This window comes from Jutongia sp. SJQ-6 (genome assembly GCF_054161275.1).
Map to the genome: position 1 here is coordinate 2588913 of NZ_CP195314.1, position 19119 is coordinate 2608031.

At 41.6% G+C, this 19119-nt stretch carries 17 protein-coding genes; 11 read left to right on the forward strand and 6 right to left on the reverse strand.

The window, feature by feature from the left end; translation table 11 throughout:
- Positions 1-13 precede the first annotated feature (13 nt).
- Together ACSAJE_RS11920 and ACSAJE_RS11925 are read right to left on the reverse strand one after the other, a co-directional pair.
- Positions 14-1198, reverse strand: a complete 1185-nt coding sequence (locus ACSAJE_RS11920) for a hypothetical protein (protein WP_458009191.1) — start codon at positions 1196-1198, stop codon at positions 14-16.
- Between the two features lie 128 nt (positions 1199-1326).
- Entirely contained in the window at positions 1327-1707 is a 381-nt protein-coding gene (locus ACSAJE_RS11925) for a hypothetical protein (protein ID WP_458009192.1), read from the reverse strand.
- Between the two features lie 387 nt (positions 1708-2094).
- On the opposite strand from ACSAJE_RS11925, the gene ACSAJE_RS11930 reads away from it, so the two are divergent.
- From ACSAJE_RS11930 to ACSAJE_RS11945, 4 genes are all read left to right on the forward strand, one after another.
- A complete protein-coding gene (locus ACSAJE_RS11930; RefSeq protein WP_118507884.1) occupies positions 2095-2457 on the forward strand; it encodes a PadR family transcriptional regulator in 363 nt (120 codons plus the stop codon).
- 635 nt (positions 2458-3092) lie between these two features.
- Positions 3093-3470: a DUF6120 family protein gene (locus tag ACSAJE_RS11935; protein WP_022024977.1), complete on the forward strand. Its 378-nt coding sequence runs from the start codon at positions 3093-3095 to the stop codon at positions 3468-3470.
- A gap of 20 nt (positions 3471-3490) precedes the next feature.
- On the forward strand, positions 3491-3970 hold the full coding sequence (locus tag ACSAJE_RS11940; protein WP_022024978.1) for a hypothetical protein: 480 nt from the start codon (positions 3491-3493) through the stop codon (positions 3968-3970).
- A gap of 19 nt (positions 3971-3989) precedes the next feature.
- Entirely contained in the window at positions 3990-4892 is a 903-nt protein-coding gene (locus ACSAJE_RS11945) for a LysR family transcriptional regulator (protein WP_118507882.1), read from the forward strand.
- Positions 4893-5082: 190 nt separating this feature from the next.
- On the opposite strand, the gene ACSAJE_RS11950 is transcribed toward ACSAJE_RS11945, so the two are convergent.
- The 4 genes from ACSAJE_RS11950 to ACSAJE_RS11965 form a co-directional block, all read right to left on the reverse strand.
- A complete protein-coding gene (locus tag ACSAJE_RS11950) occupies positions 5083-7470 on the reverse strand; it encodes a phosphoketolase family protein (RefSeq protein ID WP_118507881.1) in 2388 nt (795 codons plus the stop codon).
- A gap of 715 nt (positions 7471-8185) precedes the next feature.
- The gene (locus ACSAJE_RS11955) at positions 8186-8401 is read right to left on the reverse strand and encodes a hypothetical protein (protein ID WP_022025933.1); all 216 of its coding nucleotides are present in this window, start codon (positions 8399-8401) and stop codon (positions 8186-8188) included.
- 75 nt (positions 8402-8476) lie between these two features.
- Positions 8477-9664, reverse strand: coding sequence for a sodium/glutamate symporter (gene gltS / locus ACSAJE_RS11960; RefSeq protein ID WP_118506516.1), 1188 nt, complete (start codon positions 9662-9664; stop codon positions 8477-8479).
- A gap of 101 nt (positions 9665-9765) precedes the next feature.
- Entirely contained in the window at positions 9766-10719 is a 954-nt protein-coding gene (locus ACSAJE_RS11965; protein ID WP_458009193.1) for a TAXI family TRAP transporter solute-binding subunit, read from the reverse strand.
- A gap of 250 nt (positions 10720-10969) precedes the next feature.
- Here ACSAJE_RS11965 and ACSAJE_RS11970 point away from each other — a divergent pair, with 250 nt between their 5' ends.
- From ACSAJE_RS11970 to ACSAJE_RS12000, 7 genes are all read left to right on the forward strand, one after another.
- Positions 10970-11740, forward strand: coding sequence for a tRNA threonylcarbamoyladenosine dehydratase (locus ACSAJE_RS11970; RefSeq protein ID WP_022025930.1), 771 nt, complete (start codon positions 10970-10972; stop codon positions 11738-11740).
- A gap of 25 nt (positions 11741-11765) precedes the next feature.
- Complete coding sequence (locus tag ACSAJE_RS11975) at positions 11766-12896, forward strand: ATP-binding protein (protein ID WP_458009194.1); 1131 nt, start codon at positions 11766-11768, stop codon at positions 12894-12896.
- A 251-nt stretch (positions 12897-13147) separates the two neighbouring features.
- Positions 13148-14407, forward strand: a complete 1260-nt coding sequence (locus ACSAJE_RS11980; RefSeq protein ID WP_444156930.1) for a Glu/Leu/Phe/Val family dehydrogenase — start codon at positions 13148-13150, stop codon at positions 14405-14407.
- Positions 14408-14663: 256 nt separating this feature from the next.
- Positions 14664-16838: a hypothetical protein gene (locus ACSAJE_RS11985; RefSeq protein WP_458009195.1), complete on the forward strand. Its 2175-nt coding sequence runs from the start codon at positions 14664-14666 to the stop codon at positions 16836-16838.
- A gap of 173 nt (positions 16839-17011) precedes the next feature.
- Positions 17012-17443, forward strand: coding sequence for an Hsp20/alpha crystallin family protein (locus ACSAJE_RS11990; protein WP_022025925.1), 432 nt, complete (start codon positions 17012-17014; stop codon positions 17441-17443).
- A gap of 48 nt (positions 17444-17491) precedes the next feature.
- Positions 17492-18499 carry a DnaJ C-terminal domain-containing protein gene (locus ACSAJE_RS11995; protein WP_458009196.1) on the forward strand — a complete coding sequence of 336 codons (1008 nt, stop codon included), beginning with the start codon at positions 17492-17494 and terminating at the stop codon, positions 18497-18499.
- 106 nt (positions 18500-18605) lie between these two features.
- A complete protein-coding gene (locus ACSAJE_RS12000) occupies positions 18606-19064 on the forward strand; it encodes a spore coat protein (RefSeq protein ID WP_022025923.1) in 459 nt (152 codons plus the stop codon).
- Positions 19065-19119 lie beyond the last annotated feature (55 nt).

The window sequence follows — 19119 nt, forward strand, 5'->3', positions numbered from 1 at the left end:
TGATAATAAGAGATCAATCATCCCAATTATCAGACTCATGATATTCAACATTTCCGGTGATCATATCAACATTAATGAATTTTCGAGACCACAGAATGTTTCGTGTTTGGTGTTCTTTGTTATCCATAATGAAAGACCACACAGGACGAGCCTCGTAGGAAATCGTTATTTTTTCCTTGCCATCGTCTGTGTAAGTTGTTTTGGTAGCTTGGCATATTGTATATTTAATATCGATATCTACAATGTTATACTTGTGAGTACCGGACATATGTGACTCAGCTAATGTTAAGGCACGTTTTAGTCCAATTAATTTGTCATTGTGTGGTTCCTCTTTTTTTATGGTATAACTATAATTATTATTGCGCAGGCTTTCGATTTTTGGTTTACCAAGAGTGCAGATTTCCAAGACATTTGGAGGATAAGAAATGTCATCAATGGAATTGCGTTGTTCTGGAGAGAACCAAATGTCATCAAACGGAATCCCTTTATAATATTTACAAACATCAAAGGAAAGATATTCGATACCATCGCTTTTACATTTATAAATTGTTTTGACATGGAAATCGTCATACATATTTTCGATAACATTACCATTTTTCTTTGCCCAATTTTCTACGTATTGATATTGTTTGGTTAAAGAGCATTTCTTTCCATTAAGGGTACAATTGCCTAGAGGAATGCCCCAATCAGGGTGGTAAATGTTTCGAATGCCATATGCGCCTAAAAGGTATAATTTGGTATTCATTACATAAAATCCCACATTATCGATATCGCCAGAGGAATCAGTTCTTGAGTCATAGTTAAATCCATAGGTGTCACCAACTGCCCATTTTTCATTTTTATAATTTTTAATTAAATGATCATACTTGTTGGTGCCAAGGACAACTTTAGATAATTTTTTTACATTTTCCGGTGTTGCCAGATTTTTGGGGTTCTCAAGCTGCAATATAGAGACAGATTGAGGTTGTTCAATATGAATGGTATCTGCTAAGACCATATTTTGATACGATGCTTTTAACAGAGAATCCATATTGTCTAACAGATGGTCAACAGAGACAAATTCTTCTTTTCCAGTGGTTACATCTTTCGAGTTTGTGTAATCTTTCGCTTTGTTTTTGACGGAAGATGGTGTGGCTTGACAGCCGGTTAATAGTAAAGCTGCAAGAAGACAGCTAAGAATCTTGTTATATTTTATCATATATATTCCTTTCATTATTTCTATATAATATAACACTACTCTCTGTATGCATTCGCTATAATAGGAGTGCATACGGAGAGTAACTTTAGCTAGTGATAAATATGCCCATTTATAGTGTAACTATAATATTAACGCATAAAGGTGCCTTTTGCAGTGGTCTGTTTGTTGGAAGTCGTTGCCATGTGCACGATGACTTTTTCAGCCTTGTTTGAAGCAACATATACATTAACAATGTTTTCTTTTGCGGTAATATATTTTCGGGCATCTTTATGACCCTCGCGATAAGCGTAGAGAGTTGTTTTTGACAAATTCTCATAACTGGTCATTTTTACTTCACAAACACTGCCTCCCTTTGGCATCATTTGCCCAGAATCAAATATACCAGAGTTGGTTGGTGCACCTTGTGCATGATATACGCGCCAGTTTTTTGTTACAGCCGATGCCGGCATACTACTTGAAATTGCTAATAAAGCAGCCATAGTGATAGTTGCAATTTTTTTGTAATTCATAATTTTTCCTCCGTTCATAATTGTAAAGAATTTTTGCTATACCATTTTGAGATTGTATGGTATAATGGTTCTTGGGTTTTTTGTTATGTTCTTGTTCTTCTTATGATGGGCTTGCCCGTCGTGGAACAAGAACATTTTTTGGTGAGATTATAATTGACAATTGAGATATAGATATTATTGTATTCTTCATTATTTTCCACCCTCCTTTCGATGTATAACATTATATCTTTATGTTATAAGTCTGTCAATAATTAATTTACTTTGTAAAGTATTAAATGTTAATGCATCGATTGACAGTACATAAAAAAATCTGTATACTAACAATAGACAGCCGTAATTGGCTGAAACAGGCTAAACATGAGCTAATAACCTTAAAGGTGTGAGAATATGGCAGAAAAGAAAGAACCAAAAGTAACAAAAGGTAACATCAAAAACGGGACAATTGAGCTGGTATTGTTGTTACTTCTGCGTTCAGAGAAGAAGTATGGCTATCAGCTTGCCAATGAACTTTTAGAGTATAGTGAGGGGGGATATAAACTTAATGAGGCAACTATGTATCCAACATTGTATCGGCTGAATGAGAAAGGCTATTTAGAGTATGAACAGATCAAGGTTGGAGTGAAACGAACGCGTGTATATTATTCAATTACAGAAAGTGGATTGGAATATCTGGATCGGCTGTTAGATGAATACTATAGTATTACAGGGGCAATAGGTAAGATCATCACACGCACTTCGAACGAAAAATGAGGTTCGTTATTGGTAAATTTATCTTATGAACGCAAACTTCGCATAGCCAATATCATCATATCGTCACATATTGCTTATTATGTCTGCAATAAATGTGATATTTTGCAGGCGACAAGTTAACTTACTCTGTCGGCAGCGAACTAAGATAATTGCCGCAGAACGCAGAGTTTTTGTGTGATTTCTTATTTTGTTAAGTCTCTGATGAATACATGCCCGAAGGAGTGTCTGAGATGTCCCGGTTTAGCAGGGTATCATCCATTTTTGGACGGGACGCTTTCGCTACGATGCGCTACGTCACGTTACTTAATGTCTCTGAAATACGAGACATAAGTAACGACGAGCGCAAAGTCCCTTTCAAAAATGATGAATACCTTGCTTCCGGGACTTCGAGTTTCCGAAGGGCATGCAAATCAATCATCAGAGACAACAAAATCTAGAAATCACCTAAAACGAAAATGCGGAAAGGCAATTACTATAGTTCTCTGCCGGCAGAAATCGCTATGTTGTGGCTGCAAAAAACTAAATATTCTTTGACATAATAAGCAATATGTGAGCCGATAGCAGCTTCGGCTGTGCGAAGTTTTTCTTATGAATTGGTAATATTGATATTATATTGAAGGGGAAGGTGGATAAAAGTGAATAAGAAGATTGTTCGCAGATATATTTCAGAGATTAAAGCAATCTGCCCATTTCGTGGTCGGGGTGAACGTAAATATTTATCTTGGTTTTCGAATAATGTATGGGTATATTGTGAGGAGAATGATATTCAGGATATTGATGAACTATACCGACAATTCGGTAAACCAAATGATGTTGTCAATCATTATTTGACTGGTATGGATATTGATGAAATTTCAAATAAGATCGTAAAATCAAGATGGATAAAACGTATTCTTGCAGGTATATTGATCGTAATTATTGTTACGTCATTAACATTAGTGGGCATTATATATCGAGAGTATAAGGTTTTAGAATCCGAACAGATTTATTTTGAAGAAGAGGTTATTGAATAAACAAAGGGGGATTTTATATTATGAAACAACGAGTTAGTAAGGTATTGGCAGTAATGATGGTGGCAGTGTTAATGATTACAGGAAAAGCGGATGCTGCAACTATTGCACAAGGTCAGCATACAATTGAGCACTTAGATAATGGTGATTATATTGAGACGGTTATTAATGATGCAGGGATGAAAGCTGCACTGTCGTTACAATCTGCTGATAAACAGATTACAAAAACGAAAACAGCTTACTATAAGAATAAGTCTGGGGCGGTTTTGTGGTCTGTATCGATCAAAGCTACTTTTTCCTACAATGGCACGTCATCAAAGTGTATCAGTTGCTCTCCAAGTGCTTCAGCTCCAGCCAAATCATGGTCGATCAAATCTTTGTCGTCCTCTAAGAAGGGCAATTCTGCTTCTGCGAAAGTAGTAGCAGTACATGCAACGAATGTATCACAGCAGTATACCAAAACGGTTACTATTCATTGCAGTAAGACTGGCGTGATATCCTAGTATTTTAGAGAGGTATACCATGAATTCAAATTTTGAATATTATCGCATTTTTTATTATGTGGCAAAATATGGAAACTTGACAAAAGCGGCAGCCGCTTTGCAGACCAGCCAACCGGCGGTGACAAGAACGATTCATAAGCTGGAGGATATGTTGGGATGCAGATTGTTCGTTCGTAGTAAATCGGGGATGGAATTAACTTCCGAAGGAAATACCTTTTATCAATATATATCTGCAGGCTGTGCACAGTTCTTTAAGGGAGAGCAGAATCTTAGCAATTTACGGTCATTAGATGGCGGTTCCATTACGATCAGTGCAACAGAGACGGCGTTACACTGCTGCCTGCTTCAGGCGATGGAAGCATTTAGTGAACTTCATCCAAAAGTTACATTTCGTATATTAAACAATAGTTCCAGAGAATCTGTCATCTCGTTAAAACAGGGACAGGTTGATATGGCAATGATCTCGTCAATACCGTTTGCCATGGAGGATCCGTTGATCGTACATACGGTGCATTCCTATACAGATATTTTGATCGGCGGTACAAAGTACAGTCATCTGAAAGGAAAGACAACTTCTTTGCCGGAATTATGTCGTTATCCGTGGGTAAGCTTAATGACGGGGACGATTACCCGTAACTTTTTGAATACATATTTTGCGGAGCGTGGGCTGCCATTTGCGCCTGCGATCGAGCTGGCTACGACAGATTTGATTCTGCCTGCGATTGAACACAATTTGGGTATTGGCTTTTTGCCACCGGAGTTTGTGCGAGGAGCATTGGATATGGGAAGCGTCTTTCAGATTCACTTTCCGGATGAAATGCCGCATCGTCGTATTTCCCTTGTATATGATACAGAGTATCCTCAAAGTATTGCGGCAACGACATTTCGAAAATTTATGTTGGAACATTTCAGTCAATTATAAAACAGCATTTTCCTATTCTATAAGAAAAGCAAAGCCAGCGCTTTGCTTTGCAAGAATTGCTAAAGCAATTCTTGGTGGCATAACGTTACACAACAGCATTTTCTTATTCTATAAGAAAACGCCCTTGCAAGAGCAAAACTCCTGCAGGGGCGTTGTTTTCTTAACGAAATTGGCTGCGTATCGCAAAGGATTATTTATCCTCTGGAGTGTGCCATTCCCAATCGCGAACTTCTTCAAGATCCTGACCATACTCAGCGATATACTGCTTATGCTCAACAAGCTTGTCGTTCATCTTCTGGATGAGGTAGGAACCACGGTTTGCTAACTGTGGTAAATGCATGATCGCATCTTTTACCAAGTTGAAACGATCGATCTCGTTCTGGACTCTCATATCGAATGGAGTAGTGATCGTACCCTCTTCCTGATAACCATGAACAGATACGTTCTGGTTGTCACGACGATAAGTAAGCTCGTGAATCAATGTTGGGTAACCATGGAATGCAAAGATTACCGGTTTGTCTGTTGTAAAGATTGCATTGTATTCACTGTCGCTAAGACCGTGTGGATGTTTGTGGTTAGACTCAAGTTTGAACAAGTCAACGACATTGACAACACGAATCTTAAGTTCTGGAAGCTCATCACGAAGGATGGTAACTGCTGCCATGGTCTCAAGTGTTGGAGTATCACCACAGCATGCCATAACGATATCCGGCTCTTCGCCTTCGTCGTTACTTGCCCACTCCCAGATGCCAACACCCTGTGTGCAGTGCTTAACAGCCTGTTCCATGCTTAACCACTGATAACTTGGATGCTTAGAAGCAACGATTGCGTTTACATAGTTTTTGCTCTTTACGCAGTGATCGAAGCAGGAAAGCAAGCAGTTAGTATCTGGTGGGAGATACATACGAACAACGTCTGCTTTTTTGTTAGCAATATGATCTAAGAATCCCGGATCCTGATGTGTAAATCCGTTGTGATCCTGCTGCCATACGTTAGAAGTCAGGATGAAGTTCAAGGAAGCGATAGGACGTCTCCAAGTAAGCTGGTTACATACTTTCAACCATTTTGCATGCTGTGCAGCCATGGAATCTACGACACGGATAAATGCTTCGTAACTAGCGAAGAAACCGTGACGACCTGTGAGAAGATAACCCTCGAGCCATCCCTCGCACATATGCTCACTCAACATACCGTCCATGATACGTCCGCCTCTGGATAAGCAGTCATCTGTGTCCAGTAATTCAGCGTTCCAATCTCTGTTCTCTGCTTCAAATACTTTGTATAAACGGTTGGACATACTCTCGTCCGGTCCGAAGATACGGAAGTTCTGATTTTCTTTATTTAATACAAAAATGTCACGGATATATCCACCAAGTTCGATCATATCCTGTGCTTTTGTCTTACCAGGATCAACTTCGATACCATAAGTACGGAAGTCTGGAAGACGAAGGTCTTTTAATAACAATCCACCATTTGCGTGAGGGTTTGCACCAAGACGTGCATCTCCCTTTGGAGCAAGTTCTGCGAGCTCTGGGATCAAGCGACCCTTCTCATCGAACAACTCCTCTGCATGGTAGCTTTCTAACCAAGCCTGAAGAAGTGGTAAATGCTCTTCTGGTTTTTCCATTGTGATCGGCACCTGATGCGCACGGAAAGATCCCTCGATCTGCTGTCCGTCTACAACCTTAGGACCAGTCCATCCCTTTGGAGTACGAAGAACGATCATTGGCCACTTAGGACGCTCCGGATCATTATTCTTACGTGCATTTTCCTGGATAGCCTTAATCTTTTCAATTGCCTCATCCATAGCCTCAGCCATTAATTTGTGCATTGTCATTGGATCGTCACCTTCAACGAAGATTGGCTCCCAACCACAACCAACGAAATAGCTCTCGATCTCTTCACGAGGAATGCGTGAGAAGATAGTAGGGTTGCTGATCTTATAACCGTTCAAGTTCAAAACAGGAAGAACAGCACCATCGGTAATAGGATTTAAGAACTTGTTGGACTGCCAAGAAGTAGCAAGTGGTCCGGTCTCTGCCTCACCGTCACCAACGATAACAGTAGCAATCAAGTCCGGGTTATCAAATACAGCACCGAAAGCATGTGCGATAGAATAACCAAGCTCACCACCCTCGTTGATAGAACCAGGAGTCTCTGGTGCACAGTGACTAGGTACTCCACATGGGAATGAGAACTGTTTGAACATTTTCTTCATACCCTCTTCGTCCTGGCTGATATTAGGATAGATCTCGCTGTAGGATCCCTCGAGATATGTGTTAGCGATCATGAAGTTTCCACCGTGTCCCGGACCGGAAAGTAAGATCATATCAAGATCATAACGTTTGATAACACGGTTGCAGTGTACATATACGAAGTTCTGTCCTGGAACAGTTCCCCAGTGACCTACGATTTTTTTCTTAATTTGATCCATGGTCAAAGGCTCTTTTAACAATGGGTTGTCCAAAAGATAGAGCTGACCGGCAGATAAATAGTTTGCGGCACGCCAATATGCGTCCATTTTGTCAAGCATTTCCTGAGAAAGCGGCTGCTTCTCGAGACAAGTATTCTCTGACATTTGTAACCTCCTAAATTCGTTTGTAATGAATAATTTATTTTCCAACGATACTATATTAACACAATTCATACCATCTGTTCAATCAATTCTTTCGATTCTATTCATATCAAAAATTGATGGATAAAAATGCTGTTAAATAATATCTTCAAACTTCCCATACCTCATTATCTCACACAACCACATATTGCTTATTATGTCAGTAAAACAATAGCTATTTTGCAACCGATAAAGTAAATTATCCTGCCATCAAAAAAACTAAGACAATTGCCGAAGAACGCAGAGTTTTTACGTGATTTCTTATTTTGTTAAGTCTCTGATGAATACATGCCTGAAGGAATGTCTGAGATGTCCCGGTTTAGCAAGGTATCATCCATTTTTGGACGGGACGCTTTCGCTACGATGCGCTACGTCACGTTACTTAATGTCTCTGAAATACGAGACATAAGTAACGACGAGCGCAAAGTCCCTTTCAAAAATGATGAATACCTTGCTTCCGGGACTTCGAGTTTCCGAAAGGCATGTAAATCATACATCAGAGACAACAAAATTTAGAAATCACTGTGAAAACTAATTGCGGCAAGGCAATTGCTATAGTTTTTTGATGGCAGGATTCACTATATAGCAGTTGCAAAATATAATTAAACCATTGACATAATAAGCAATATGTGGTTTGGACAATAACTTCCGGTATGGGAAGTTTTAGTAATATCGTTATTTACTGATCGGCAGGTTTCGTGCCTTTTTTGCGGATATGAACTTCCGGAATCGCAACGCTGTCATAAGTGACGTCGCCCGGCTCCTCTGTCGAATCCATGATCTCCGGTTGTTCGTGTGTGTGTACCTCTGGAATGGCCAGATTGTCATAGGTTAATTTATAGCCTGCTTCTTTTGGCTTGCTGTCCTTCTTTCGGGTTCGATTCTTATGAAACATAGCTCCCTCTCTTTCTGCGGTTTTGACACCGCGCATGTCTAATAATCGTCAAAGTATCAATGTTTGATAGTATCCCTAAATTAGGTTGATGAAAAATGTGATGACCAAACTGTTAATAAAATCTGCAAATAAACTGCCGACGAGCGGAATCAGCAGATAAGCTTTTACCGAAGTGGTGTATTTTTCGCAGATCGCCTGCATATTGGCCATTGCATTTGGTGTTGCACCCATACCAAAACCACACGTTCCGGCTACCAGCACCGCTGCATCATAGTCTCTTCCCATGATATTAAATAGTAGGAAGTAGGTAAAACAGCAGATCAGAAGCACCTGCACCGCCAGAAGAATAAACAGCGGAAGCGCAAGGGATGCGAGCTGCCATAACTTTAAGGTGATCATGGCAATGCCCAAAAACAGCGACAAGGAGATTCCTCCCAAGTCGTTGATCTCACCCATATGAATAGTAAATTTACCGCTATATTCGCCAATGTTGCGAAAAAGCGCAGCAGCGATCATGGCTCCGATATATATTGGAAACGTCATGCCGGTCTTCGTCAGTAACCAAGAAAAAATGGTGCCGAGTCCGATGGCTAAGATGAGCTGAAAGACTGCGGCGGCGTACATGTTGGTATGTCGTTCATGCTTCTTTTCATCTTCGACCAACAATGTGTCATCCTCCGGAATGGCAGTATCCAATAAGCCGCGTTTTTCGATCAATCGTTTGCCAAGCGGCCCACCGACCAAACTGCCGGAGATCAATCCAAACGTAGCTGCAGCGGTACAGATCGTGGTTGCTCCTTTGATGTTAAAGTCTTCTAAGACAGGACCGAAAGCGCCTGCGGTACCATGACCGCCGACCATCGGGATGGAACCGGTGCACATACCGACCAGAGGGCTTAAGCCAAGCAGCTTAGCTATACCAACAGCAAGCAGATTTTGAGATACGATCAAGGCAATGACGAGAAACAAGAATAGGATCAACGATTTTCCGCCACTGCGCAGCACCTTGAGATTCGCCTGAAATCCTACGGAAGTAAAGAAAAATACCATGCATACTTCGCGCAAAATATCATCGAATGAAAATTCTGCCACTCCGGTGGTATAACAGATACAGGTAAAGATGGCGAATAACAGTCCGCCAATGACAGGTGCCGGAATACAAAACTTTTCTAAGAAATATATTTTGGATTTGAGGTAGGCGCCAAGCATCAGTACTAAGACGGCGACCGCCAGTGTCTGATACATATCAAGTTCTATTTTTATCATAATAAATAAATGCCTTTCTAAAAATGTGCATTCTAATATGAGAATGTGTTGAAGGAGTTATCTTGCCTCGGAAAATGGATCTCAGATCCATTAGAGGTTTATTCCGTTTTCACATTGATCCCTCGTTCGGAATAATAGGCAGCAGCGCCTGGATGAAAAGGAATCGGGACTCCTTTGATCGCAGAACTCTCATTTAACTGAAGGTCAACGGAAGTAGCATATTGCAATCCTTTTTGATGGGCAAAGATTGTTTTTGTCAGTTTTTTGACGGTGGCGTTGTCGAGTGCATCACTGGCGACCAATACGGATTGTACGCAAACAGTCTGGATATCCTCTTCCTGCCCGGTATAAGTGCCGGCGGGAATGGTATAATCGGAATAAAATGGATAGGCAGTGGTAAGTTTGCCGCGTAGTTTATCGTCCAAATTTAACAATCGGATATCACAGTGCTTTGCCAACTCTTCTACAACAGTAGTTTGTGCCCCGGCGGTGAAGAAAAATGCATCAATCTTTCCCGCTGCTAATTTGTCGGCAGCATCGGTATAATCTAAATGCTTCGTCTTGATCAGATCTTCCGGCAGTCCGGACATTTCTAATATTTGTCTGGCGTTTAGTTCACTTCCGGATTCTTCCTCGCCAACGCTGACCTTTTTGACTTGCAGATCATCAATGGTTTCGATATCGGAATCCTTACGCACAACAATTTGGCATGCTTCCGGATACAGGCTTGCGACTGCTTTGAAGTTTTGGCATTTTTTGCCGGTAAAAACGCCGGTGCCCTGATATGCCGCGTCGATCAGATCTGCCTGTGCAATACCAAGTTCGATGTAATTGCTGGACAGGAGACGCAGATTAGCGGCAGATCCTGCGGTCTTTTTTACTTCAAGTTCGAAACCGGTATCCTCTTTGGTGCATAGGCCTGCTAATGTATTGGCAAACGTATAGTACATACCTCCAATTCCGGCAGCACCGATACGGATATTGCCGTTTCCGATAGTACAGCCTGTTAATAGTAATGTTAGGCTTAATATGGTACATAGTAATTTTTTCAAAATACGATACTCCTTTCTGCAATTTAGCCTTGATTTTTTTATTTGCAGGCTATTTAAATGGTGATTCTTATCACGACACGAAATAGTACAGCGAATATTTTACATGAAATGACACGAAATGGAAATAGTTTTTTGACAACACGGGGAAATGAGAGTATATTGTTGCCAAGTGCGTTTTAAGGAAGAATCCTATTGGATTATTTATTTGCAATCGTTTTCATATAAAGCATTTGCAGAATGGAGATTTAGTATGCTGACACAATTTTCGAGAACCGAGCTGTTGCTTGGCAAAGAAACGATGGAAAAATTAAAGCAGTCGCGTGTGGCTGTGTTTGGCGTTGGGGGAGTAGGTGGCTATGTTTGTGAGGCATTAGTACGAAGTGGAGTAGGTGCCTTTGATCTGATCGATGATGACAAGGTGTGCCTGACCAATCTCAATCGACAGATTATTGCAACGCGAAATACAGTCGGGCAGTATAAGGTGGATGTAATGAAGGATCGCATTTTGTCGATCAATCCGGATGCACAGGTGCGCACGCACAAGTGTTTTTTTCTGCCGGAAAATGCAGACGAATTTCCTTTTGAAGAGTATGATTATATTGTGGATGCGGTCGACACGGTGACTGCAAAGATCACGCTCATTATGAAAGCGGAAGAGAAGCATGTCCCGGTTATTAGCAGTATGGGGGCCGGCAATAAATTGGATGCCAGTGCTTTTCGAGTTGCCGATATCTATAAAACGAAAGTATGTCCTTTGGCGCGTGTTATGCGCCGGGAATTAAAGAAGCGTGGGATCAAAAAGCTGAAAGTCGTATATTCCGAGGAGAAACCTACAAGACCAATGGAAGATATGGCGATCAGTTGCCGTAATCACTGTATTTGTCCGCCGGGAGCACAGCATAAGTGCACGGAGAGACGCGATATTCCGGGAAGTGTGGCGTATGTGCCATCAGTTGCCGGTTTGATCTTAGCCGGTGAAGTGATCAAGGACTTAAGCGTACCGAGAGAGACGATTCAGTAAGCAGGTGAGAGATAAGGAGTGCAAAATGAACAGTATTACTATAGAAGAAGTAAAGGAGCTTCCTAAGGATTCGTATCAGTTGATCGATATACGTGATGCAGAAAGTATTGCTCATGGTGCTATTCCGGGAGCAATCGCAGCACCTCAGGAAGACATATTATCTTGTGAAGAAGTAGACCCGTCCAAGAAGTTGGTAATTTGTTGCAGCAGAGGTAAATTTAGCGTCGAAGCAGCCGACAAGCTTCGTGAGAAGGGAATCGATGCCGTTAGTCTGGAAGGTGGCTATGTGGCGTGGCTTATGGATTTTATGAGCGCACCGGAAGAAAAAGATGTGGCAGCAGAAGCAGAACAAAGCCTGCGTAAGAAGTTTAAGAAAACAATCTGGTCCAAATTTGCCAAAGCGATCAACACATATGAGCTTGTCAAACCGGGAGATCGGATAGCGGTGTGTATTTCCGGGGGAAAAGACTCTATGCTTATGGCAAAGTGTTTTCAGGAGTTAAAACGTCACAATAAGTTTGATTTTGAGGATAAATTTCTCGTAATGGATCCGGGTTACAGCCCGGCAAATCGTCAGGTGATCGAGGAAAATGCCAAAAGACTGCAGATCCCGATCGAGATTTTTGAATCGGATATTTTTGAATCTGTATACCATGTGGAAAAATCACCATGTTATTTGTGTGCGCGTATGCGGCGTGGACATTTGTACACGTACGCCAAAAGTATGGGATGTAACAAGATTGCGCTTGGCCATCATTATGATGATGTGATCGAGACGATTTTGATGGGAATGCTGTACGGAGCGCAGATCCAGACGATGATGCCGAAACTGCACAGCACGAATTTCGAGGGGATGGAGCTGATCCGTCCGTTATATTTGGTGCGTGAGGATGATATTAAAGCTTGGCGGGATTATAATGATCTGCACTTTATCCAGTGCGCCTGCAAGTTTACCGACACCTGTACAACTTGTAATAATGAGGGAAATCAGTCTAAGCGTGTTGAGATCAAGGAACTGATCAAACGATTGAAACAGGTGAATCCATATGTGGAAGGTAATATTTTTAAGAGTATTGAAAATGTAAATCTTTCTACGGTCATTGCATACAAAAAAGATGGCGTCAAACATTCTTTCCTGGAGGAGTATGATGACTAAATGCGGGAGTTTGCTAAGTGCATTGAGCACCGCAAAGATTTGAAAGCGTGTGCGATGTAAAAGACTTTATATTATTAACTAAAATTAGCATTGACCTCTTAATATTAGCTATATACGGTTAAAAAAATTAAATGGAACAGACTTTCATGGGAAGTATTGACCTTTGACCAAAATCGTACTAAGATGCGTTCTTGTAAGCTTACGAACCCTGGGGAATGACACAATTATTTTAGCACCAAAGGAGAGAGCCCATGTCAAAAGCATACGATCCATATGAGAATGTTATTGATGTCATGACGGAAGCGATGGAAGTCGGACACATCGATAAAAAAATGTTTGAAATCATTAAAAATCCACAGAGAGAAACAAAAGTATATTTGCCGGTTGAAATGGATGATGGCACGATCAAAGTGTTTGAAGGATATCGTGTACAGCATTCTAATATTCGTGGTCCTTTTAAGGGAGGTATTCGTTACCATCAGGACTGCACGTTATCGGAAGTGAAAGCGTTAGCAACTTGGATGTCCTTAAAATGCGCGGTAGCCAATATTCCTTACGGCGGGGCGAAAGGTGGCATCAAGGTAGATCCGTCTACGTTATCGGAACGTGAACTGCGCAATCTGACACGAAGATATACCTTTGCTATTGCGCCGATCATTGGTGCGGATACAGATATTCCGGCACCGGATGTCAATACCAATGCACAGACGATGGCATGGGTGTTGGACACCTACAGTCAGTTAAACGGAAAGCCTTGCCCGGGTGTAGTTACAGGTAAACCTGTAGAACTCGGCGGTTCACGAGGGAGAAATTCAGCAACCGGCCGTGGAGTAGTGATCAGTACAAAATTGCTACTTGCCAAAGAAAATAAAGAGCTTGCCGGAACAAAGGTTGCCATTCAGGGAATGGGTAATGTCGGAAGTAATGCGGCAAAGATTTTTTATCATCGCGATGCGAAAGTGATTGCGATCAGTGATGTGTCAGGCGGCTTATATTGTGAGGAAGGGTTGGATATTGACACGATCTGCACCTTTTTGGAATCTACCGGTAAACTGCTCAAAGATTACGAGGCGGATGGTGTCAGTCATATTAGCAATGCAGAAGTTCTTACTTGTGAATGTGATGTGCTTGTTCCGGCAGCACTGGAGAATCAGATCACGGCAGACAATGCCTCTGAGCTGCGCTGTAAATACATTGTAGAGGCTGCGAATGGACCAACCACGGAAGAGGCAGATAAAATATTAGAGAAGCGTGGCATCACGGTTGTACCGGATATTTTTGCAAATAGTGGTGGCGTGATCGTATCTTATTTCGAGTGGGTACAGAATATCCAGGAATTAACCTGGGAGCGTAATCAGGTAAATGAAATGTTAGAATCACTGATGACGAAATCCTTTACTGCAATCATGGATGTCGTAGAAGAGTGTAAATGTACGGTGCGCATGGCGGCCTATATTGTGGCACTGCGCAAGCTTATTTTCGCAGAAAACATGAAAGGAATATTCCCGTGATGTTATAACCTGCAAAATCGATCTTCAACGTCCTTTGTGTGATTTTTGCGATCACCGAAGGGCGTTTTTGCGTTTAACTAAAATTTCATCTTAAGAATTTCTTAAGAATTTGTTCATATTCTCTTCTTAAAAATATGTATAATAAATATCGTAGCAGGAATTAGAGGGACTTCTTGCTACAAGGTACATGATTTGATGTTCACGGAATATCAGATGAGAGGGAACCATAAATTTGAGGGACAATGAGGAGAGGATAATGAAGGGTATATTAAGAGGGGCATATTGTGTTGCTTTGAGCATTAGTATTTTTTTGTGTGGCGTAATATTGGCGCTATCTTGCAGAGGTATTACACTGTACAAAAAGGAATTACTGCAAAATGGAATGACAGTTGCAATTACACTATTTATGGCGGCTTGTATAGTAATGTTATGTGTTTATGGGAAGGACAAGCTGCAGACAACGAGACGTAAATTTTCCGTATTCATGTTTTTATTGATCGGTTTGGCGCAGATCGCATTCTTATTATTGGTATCCAGACCAATGACGATCGCAGATCCGGCACGTGTTCAGAACGAGGCACTTGCCATGTTAAAATATCATTACGGTCAGATGGATCCCACGAATTCTTATATGCAGAATTATGGCAACAATCATTTTATTACCATTTGTTTTTATTACTTTTATAAATTTTTGACGGATGTTGGCATTACAAAGGTATGGGTGCCTACGGTAGTGCTAAATGTTTTGGCAATTGATCTGGGCATTTTACTGACGTTCCTGTCTGTAAAAAAAATGCGCGGGATCGGTACGGCAAACTTTGCATTAGTACTATTTTTCTTGTGCCCGACAACCTATTTATGGCTGACTTCTGTGTATACCAATACGTTATCTTTTCCGTTTATTATGGGTATTTTGTATCTGGGACTCATTGACAAGCCGGCAAAAAGATGGCGGATGGCGGTACACGATGTGTTATTGGCAGTCGTTATGGCGGTTGGTTACCGTGTGCGTCCGACAACGATCATTCCAATCATTGCGCTGGGGTTATATTTGACGTTGCGTCTCATCGCAGGCTGGCAGAATCGTCGTGCTTTAAGGGCATCAGAGACAATGGAAACGGAGAATGCTTCGGAAGAACAGCAGCATAGCAGACAAAGGGTATTGGAGGGTGCAGTTCGTGTCGGACTCGTTGTCTGCGTGAGTATGGCAGTGTTATTTTCCAGCAGCAATTTGGTAGCAAAGCATGTTGATGCGAAGAAGTTTAACCAGCAGTTTCCTGTTGTACACTGGGTCATGATGGGAATGAATGAAAAGAGCAAGGGCGGTTTTAATCGTAACGACCGGAGATACACCTCTTCGTTCCTGACCAAGGAACAAAAGCGAAAAGCAGATATCGCTCGCTTGAAACAACGTGTCAAAAAGATGGGTCCGGTTGGTCTTGCCAAGCATTTTGGCAATAAAATGATGCGTGTATGGGCAATGGGCGATGATGATGGAATAACGAATGCGCAGTATGCATATCAATATCCACCGTTCTTTCGTTATTTTGCAGGAAAGCAAAATGCATGGTTTATGATCTATATGCAGGCCTTTCGTATTGCGATGTTATTTTTGATGTTGTGCGCAATGTGCAGACAGTTTCTGCAGAGAGAAGCAGCACCGGGGGCAATGTATACGCTTACGTTTGCGGGCGCAGTTATGTTTTTTATGCTGTGGGAAGCCGGCAAGCGATACAATATATGCTTTACCGGAGTGTGTCTTTTACTCATGGCAGAAGGGGCTGATGGATTTACAAATACTGTTTTTAACAAAGGGGATGCGTGGCTTAAAGCACATTTCAACGGAATGCGGCTGCACGCTGCCAGATTGGTGGTGCTTGCGGTTGGTCTGTTCTGCTTTGCCGGAAGTTTTGCGGCGGCGAACCAGCTTAGTCATCCTAGAACATATGTAGAGATTCCGTATTTGAATTCCAAACGTGGAAAGGATGAAGAGCCGATTCGTTGGCGGTATCATAAGAATCCAAAAGTTTTGGAACAGACGATTGAACAAGGGCAGTTGGAATGGCGTAATCGTTGGAACCGTATTCGACTGTATTTCTGGAATCTTGCACCAAACGAATCGGGGGATGAGTATCGTATTCAAGTGCTTGCACTGGACGATAAAGAGGTTTTATATGATAAGACGATCGCACCAAATCAGGTGAAGCGGGAAGGCTATACGATTGCAATTGCAAAGAATAAGCTCAAACAGAGAGATTCGCAGATCGGTTATTTGATCCGTTTGACACACGTAGGTGCAAGCGACCGCCTGATACCGATGATATGCAGATTCCCATTGTTAGATCCTTATCCATACGGCGAATTAAAGGTGGATGGACAGTATAAAGATTGGGATCTATCGACGAAAATTTTTCGCAAGAAAAATGCATAACATAGAGAACACAGAATGTTCACAAAATTTATTAGCACTCACTATTGACGAGTGCTAATAATAGTGGTATAACATAATCAGAACAAGGAAAAGGAAATGCTTAGAAGAGTTTCTGAGTATTTCAGTAGTGACAGACTATATAGTCTGTACAGAGTTGGAAGGAGCGATGACTTATGTTAATGCCAAGTATTTTTAGTAGAGATTTTATGGATGACCTTTTTGATATGCCACAGAGAACTTACGCCAAGAGCTATTCAGCGAATGGATTAATGAAAACGGATATCAAGGAGTCCGAGGAAGGATTTACGGTAGAGATGGATTTGCCGGGCTTTTGCCGAGAAGATATCAGTGCAGAGCTGAAGGATGGTTATCTGACCGTTACAGCAACTGCTAAGAAAGCAGAGGAGAATACTTCGGACAAGAAAGAGAAGTATGTTCAGAAGGAACGTTTCCATGCAACTTGCAACCGCAGCTTTTATGTTGGTGACAATATGAAACAAGAAGATATCAAGGCGAAGTTTGAAAACGGTGTTTTGACATTACAGGTGCCAAAGAAGGAAGAGATTCCGGAGGAGCAGACCAAGAAGTTTATTACGATTGGTTGATCATCAATGCAAACTTCCCATACGAAAGGCTGCAGGGAGGTGGAGTGAATGAAGACGAAGCAGGATTATTATGACACCTTAGGGATATCAAAGGATGCGGATGATGCGTCGATCAAGCGAGCCTACCGTAAAATGGCCAAGAAATATCACCCGGATATGAATCAGGGTGATCCGAATGCTGAGCAAAAATTTAAGGAAGTTACGGAAGCTTACAATGTGTTAAGTGATAAGGAAAAGAAGAAACTTTACGATCAATTTGGTTCTGCAGCATTTGAGGAAGGTTTTGATCCGACCGGCGGCACGGAATTTCACTATTCCGGTGGCGATGCATCGGGGATGTATGGTGATATTTTTGATAATCTTTTTGGTGGCAAAGGCGGTTTTAGCGGACACTTTGGTTTTGGTGACGGTACATCGTGGCACAGTAGCGATGGAAAAAACTGGAATACAGGTGATGGTGGATCATGGCATGTGGGCGGCGATTATGGCAGATCGAGCTTTTTTGACACCTATGAAGATGCCGGTCGGAAATCAGGTCAGGATGCGAGGGCGCACATTTCGATCACTTTTGACGAAGCAGTGTATGGATGTGACAAGGTCATTACTTTGCAAGATGGAGAGCGCGGTCAGAGCAGAACGCTGCATGTGCACATACCGGCAGGTATTGACGATGGCAATCGCATTCGCTTAAAAGGTGAGGGACATCCGGGAGTTTATGGTGCACCCAAAGGTGACCTTTATCTGCAGGTATCTGTCGGCACTAAACCGGGTTTTGAGCGTAAGGGCTTGGATATTTATACGAAAGTCAATGTACCATATACGACAGCAGTGCTTGGGGGCAATGCCCGCGTGCACACGCTATACGGAGATGTTGACTGTAAGATCCGGGAAGGAACGCAGAGCGGTACCAAGATACGACTAAAAGGAAAAGGTGTTGTATCCAAAAAGAATGCATCTGTGCATGGGGATCAGTATGTTGAAATCGGAATTGAAGTTCCGAAACATTTGTCGTCACAGGCAAGGCAGAAATTGCGCGAATATGCGGAGGCAAGCTAATCCTATAATGTAGCCCGATCATATCAACAAAGAGAATAATTCTTGATAAACTGTTCATAATAAAGATAGAAACTGTAGGTTATTGAGAGCAGAAACGAGGAGAATTATGATCTTAAAACAAAATGAAATTGATGTGATCACAGAATTGCAGACACAGGAAAAGAATTGTGTGGAAAAGTACCGCCGTTACAAAGAGCAGGCAAAAGATGAGGAATTGAAAAATCTGTTTGGTGAGATCGAGCAGCTCGAACAAAAACATTACGATACACTGGGGCAGGTACTGAATGGAGATGTGCCATGTTGTGACTGCAATGATTCCAGAGGAAAAGACTATGCGCCAACTGCAACGTATAGTACAGCCGGAGATAGTGAGGATAAGCAGGCGGATAATTTCTTGGTTACTGATTGTATCGGCACGGAAAAGATGGTTTCTTCGGAGTATAATACAAATGTGTTTCGCTTTGGAGAACCTTCAGTTCGTAAATTGCTTGCAGATATTCAGGTCGAGGAACAGAATCATGCAGAGATGTTATATAAATACAAAACAGTAAATGGAATGTCATAAAGTATAAAGATATTTCCTAACAGATAAGTAAAAGGGGCAAGACTTGTGTCTTGCC

Bases quoted from the DNA above. Each gene is read 5' to 3' on its own strand.
- ACSAJE_RS11925 (WP_458009192.1), bottom strand. From the start codon at position 1,707: ATGAATTACAAAAAAATTGCAACTATCACTATGGCTGCTTTATTAGCA.
- ACSAJE_RS11940 (WP_022024978.1), top strand. From the start codon at position 3,491: ATGAAACAACGAGTTAGTAAGGTATTGGCAGTAATGATGGTGGCAGTG.
- ACSAJE_RS11930 (WP_118507884.1), top strand. From the start codon at position 2,095: ATGGCAGAAAAGAAAGAACCAAAAGTAACAAAAGGTAACATCAAAAAC.
- ACSAJE_RS11990 (WP_022025925.1), top strand. From the start codon at position 17,012: ATGTTAATGCCAAGTATTTTTAGTAGAGATTTTATGGATGACCTTTTT.
- ACSAJE_RS11980 (WP_444156930.1), top strand. From the start codon at position 13,148: ATGTCAAAAGCATACGATCCATATGAGAATGTTATTGATGTCATGACG.
- ACSAJE_RS11955 (WP_022025933.1), bottom strand. From the start codon at position 8,401: ATGTTTCATAAGAATCGAACCCGAAAGAAGGACAGCAAGCCAAAAGAA.
- ACSAJE_RS12000 (WP_022025923.1), top strand. From the start codon at position 18,606: ATGATCTTAAAACAAAATGAAATTGATGTGATCACAGAATTGCAGACA.
- ACSAJE_RS11920 (WP_458009191.1), bottom strand. From the start codon at position 1,198: ATGATAAAATATAACAAGATTCTTAGCTGTCTTCTTGCAGCTTTACTA.
- ACSAJE_RS11945 (WP_118507882.1), top strand. From the start codon at position 3,990: ATGAATTCAAATTTTGAATATTATCGCATTTTTTATTATGTGGCAAAA.
- ACSAJE_RS11950 (WP_118507881.1), bottom strand. From the start codon at position 7,470: ATGTCAGAGAATACTTGTCTCGAGAAGCAGCCGCTTTCTCAGGAAATG.
- ACSAJE_RS11995 (WP_458009196.1), top strand. From the start codon at position 17,492: ATGAAGACGAAGCAGGATTATTATGACACCTTAGGGATATCAAAGGAT.
- ACSAJE_RS11985 (WP_458009195.1), top strand. From the start codon at position 14,664: ATGAAGGGTATATTAAGAGGGGCATATTGTGTTGCTTTGAGCATTAGT.
- ACSAJE_RS11970 (WP_022025930.1), top strand. From the start codon at position 10,970: ATGCTGACACAATTTTCGAGAACCGAGCTGTTGCTTGGCAAAGAAACG.
- ACSAJE_RS11975 (WP_458009194.1), top strand. From the start codon at position 11,766: ATGAACAGTATTACTATAGAAGAAGTAAAGGAGCTTCCTAAGGATTCG.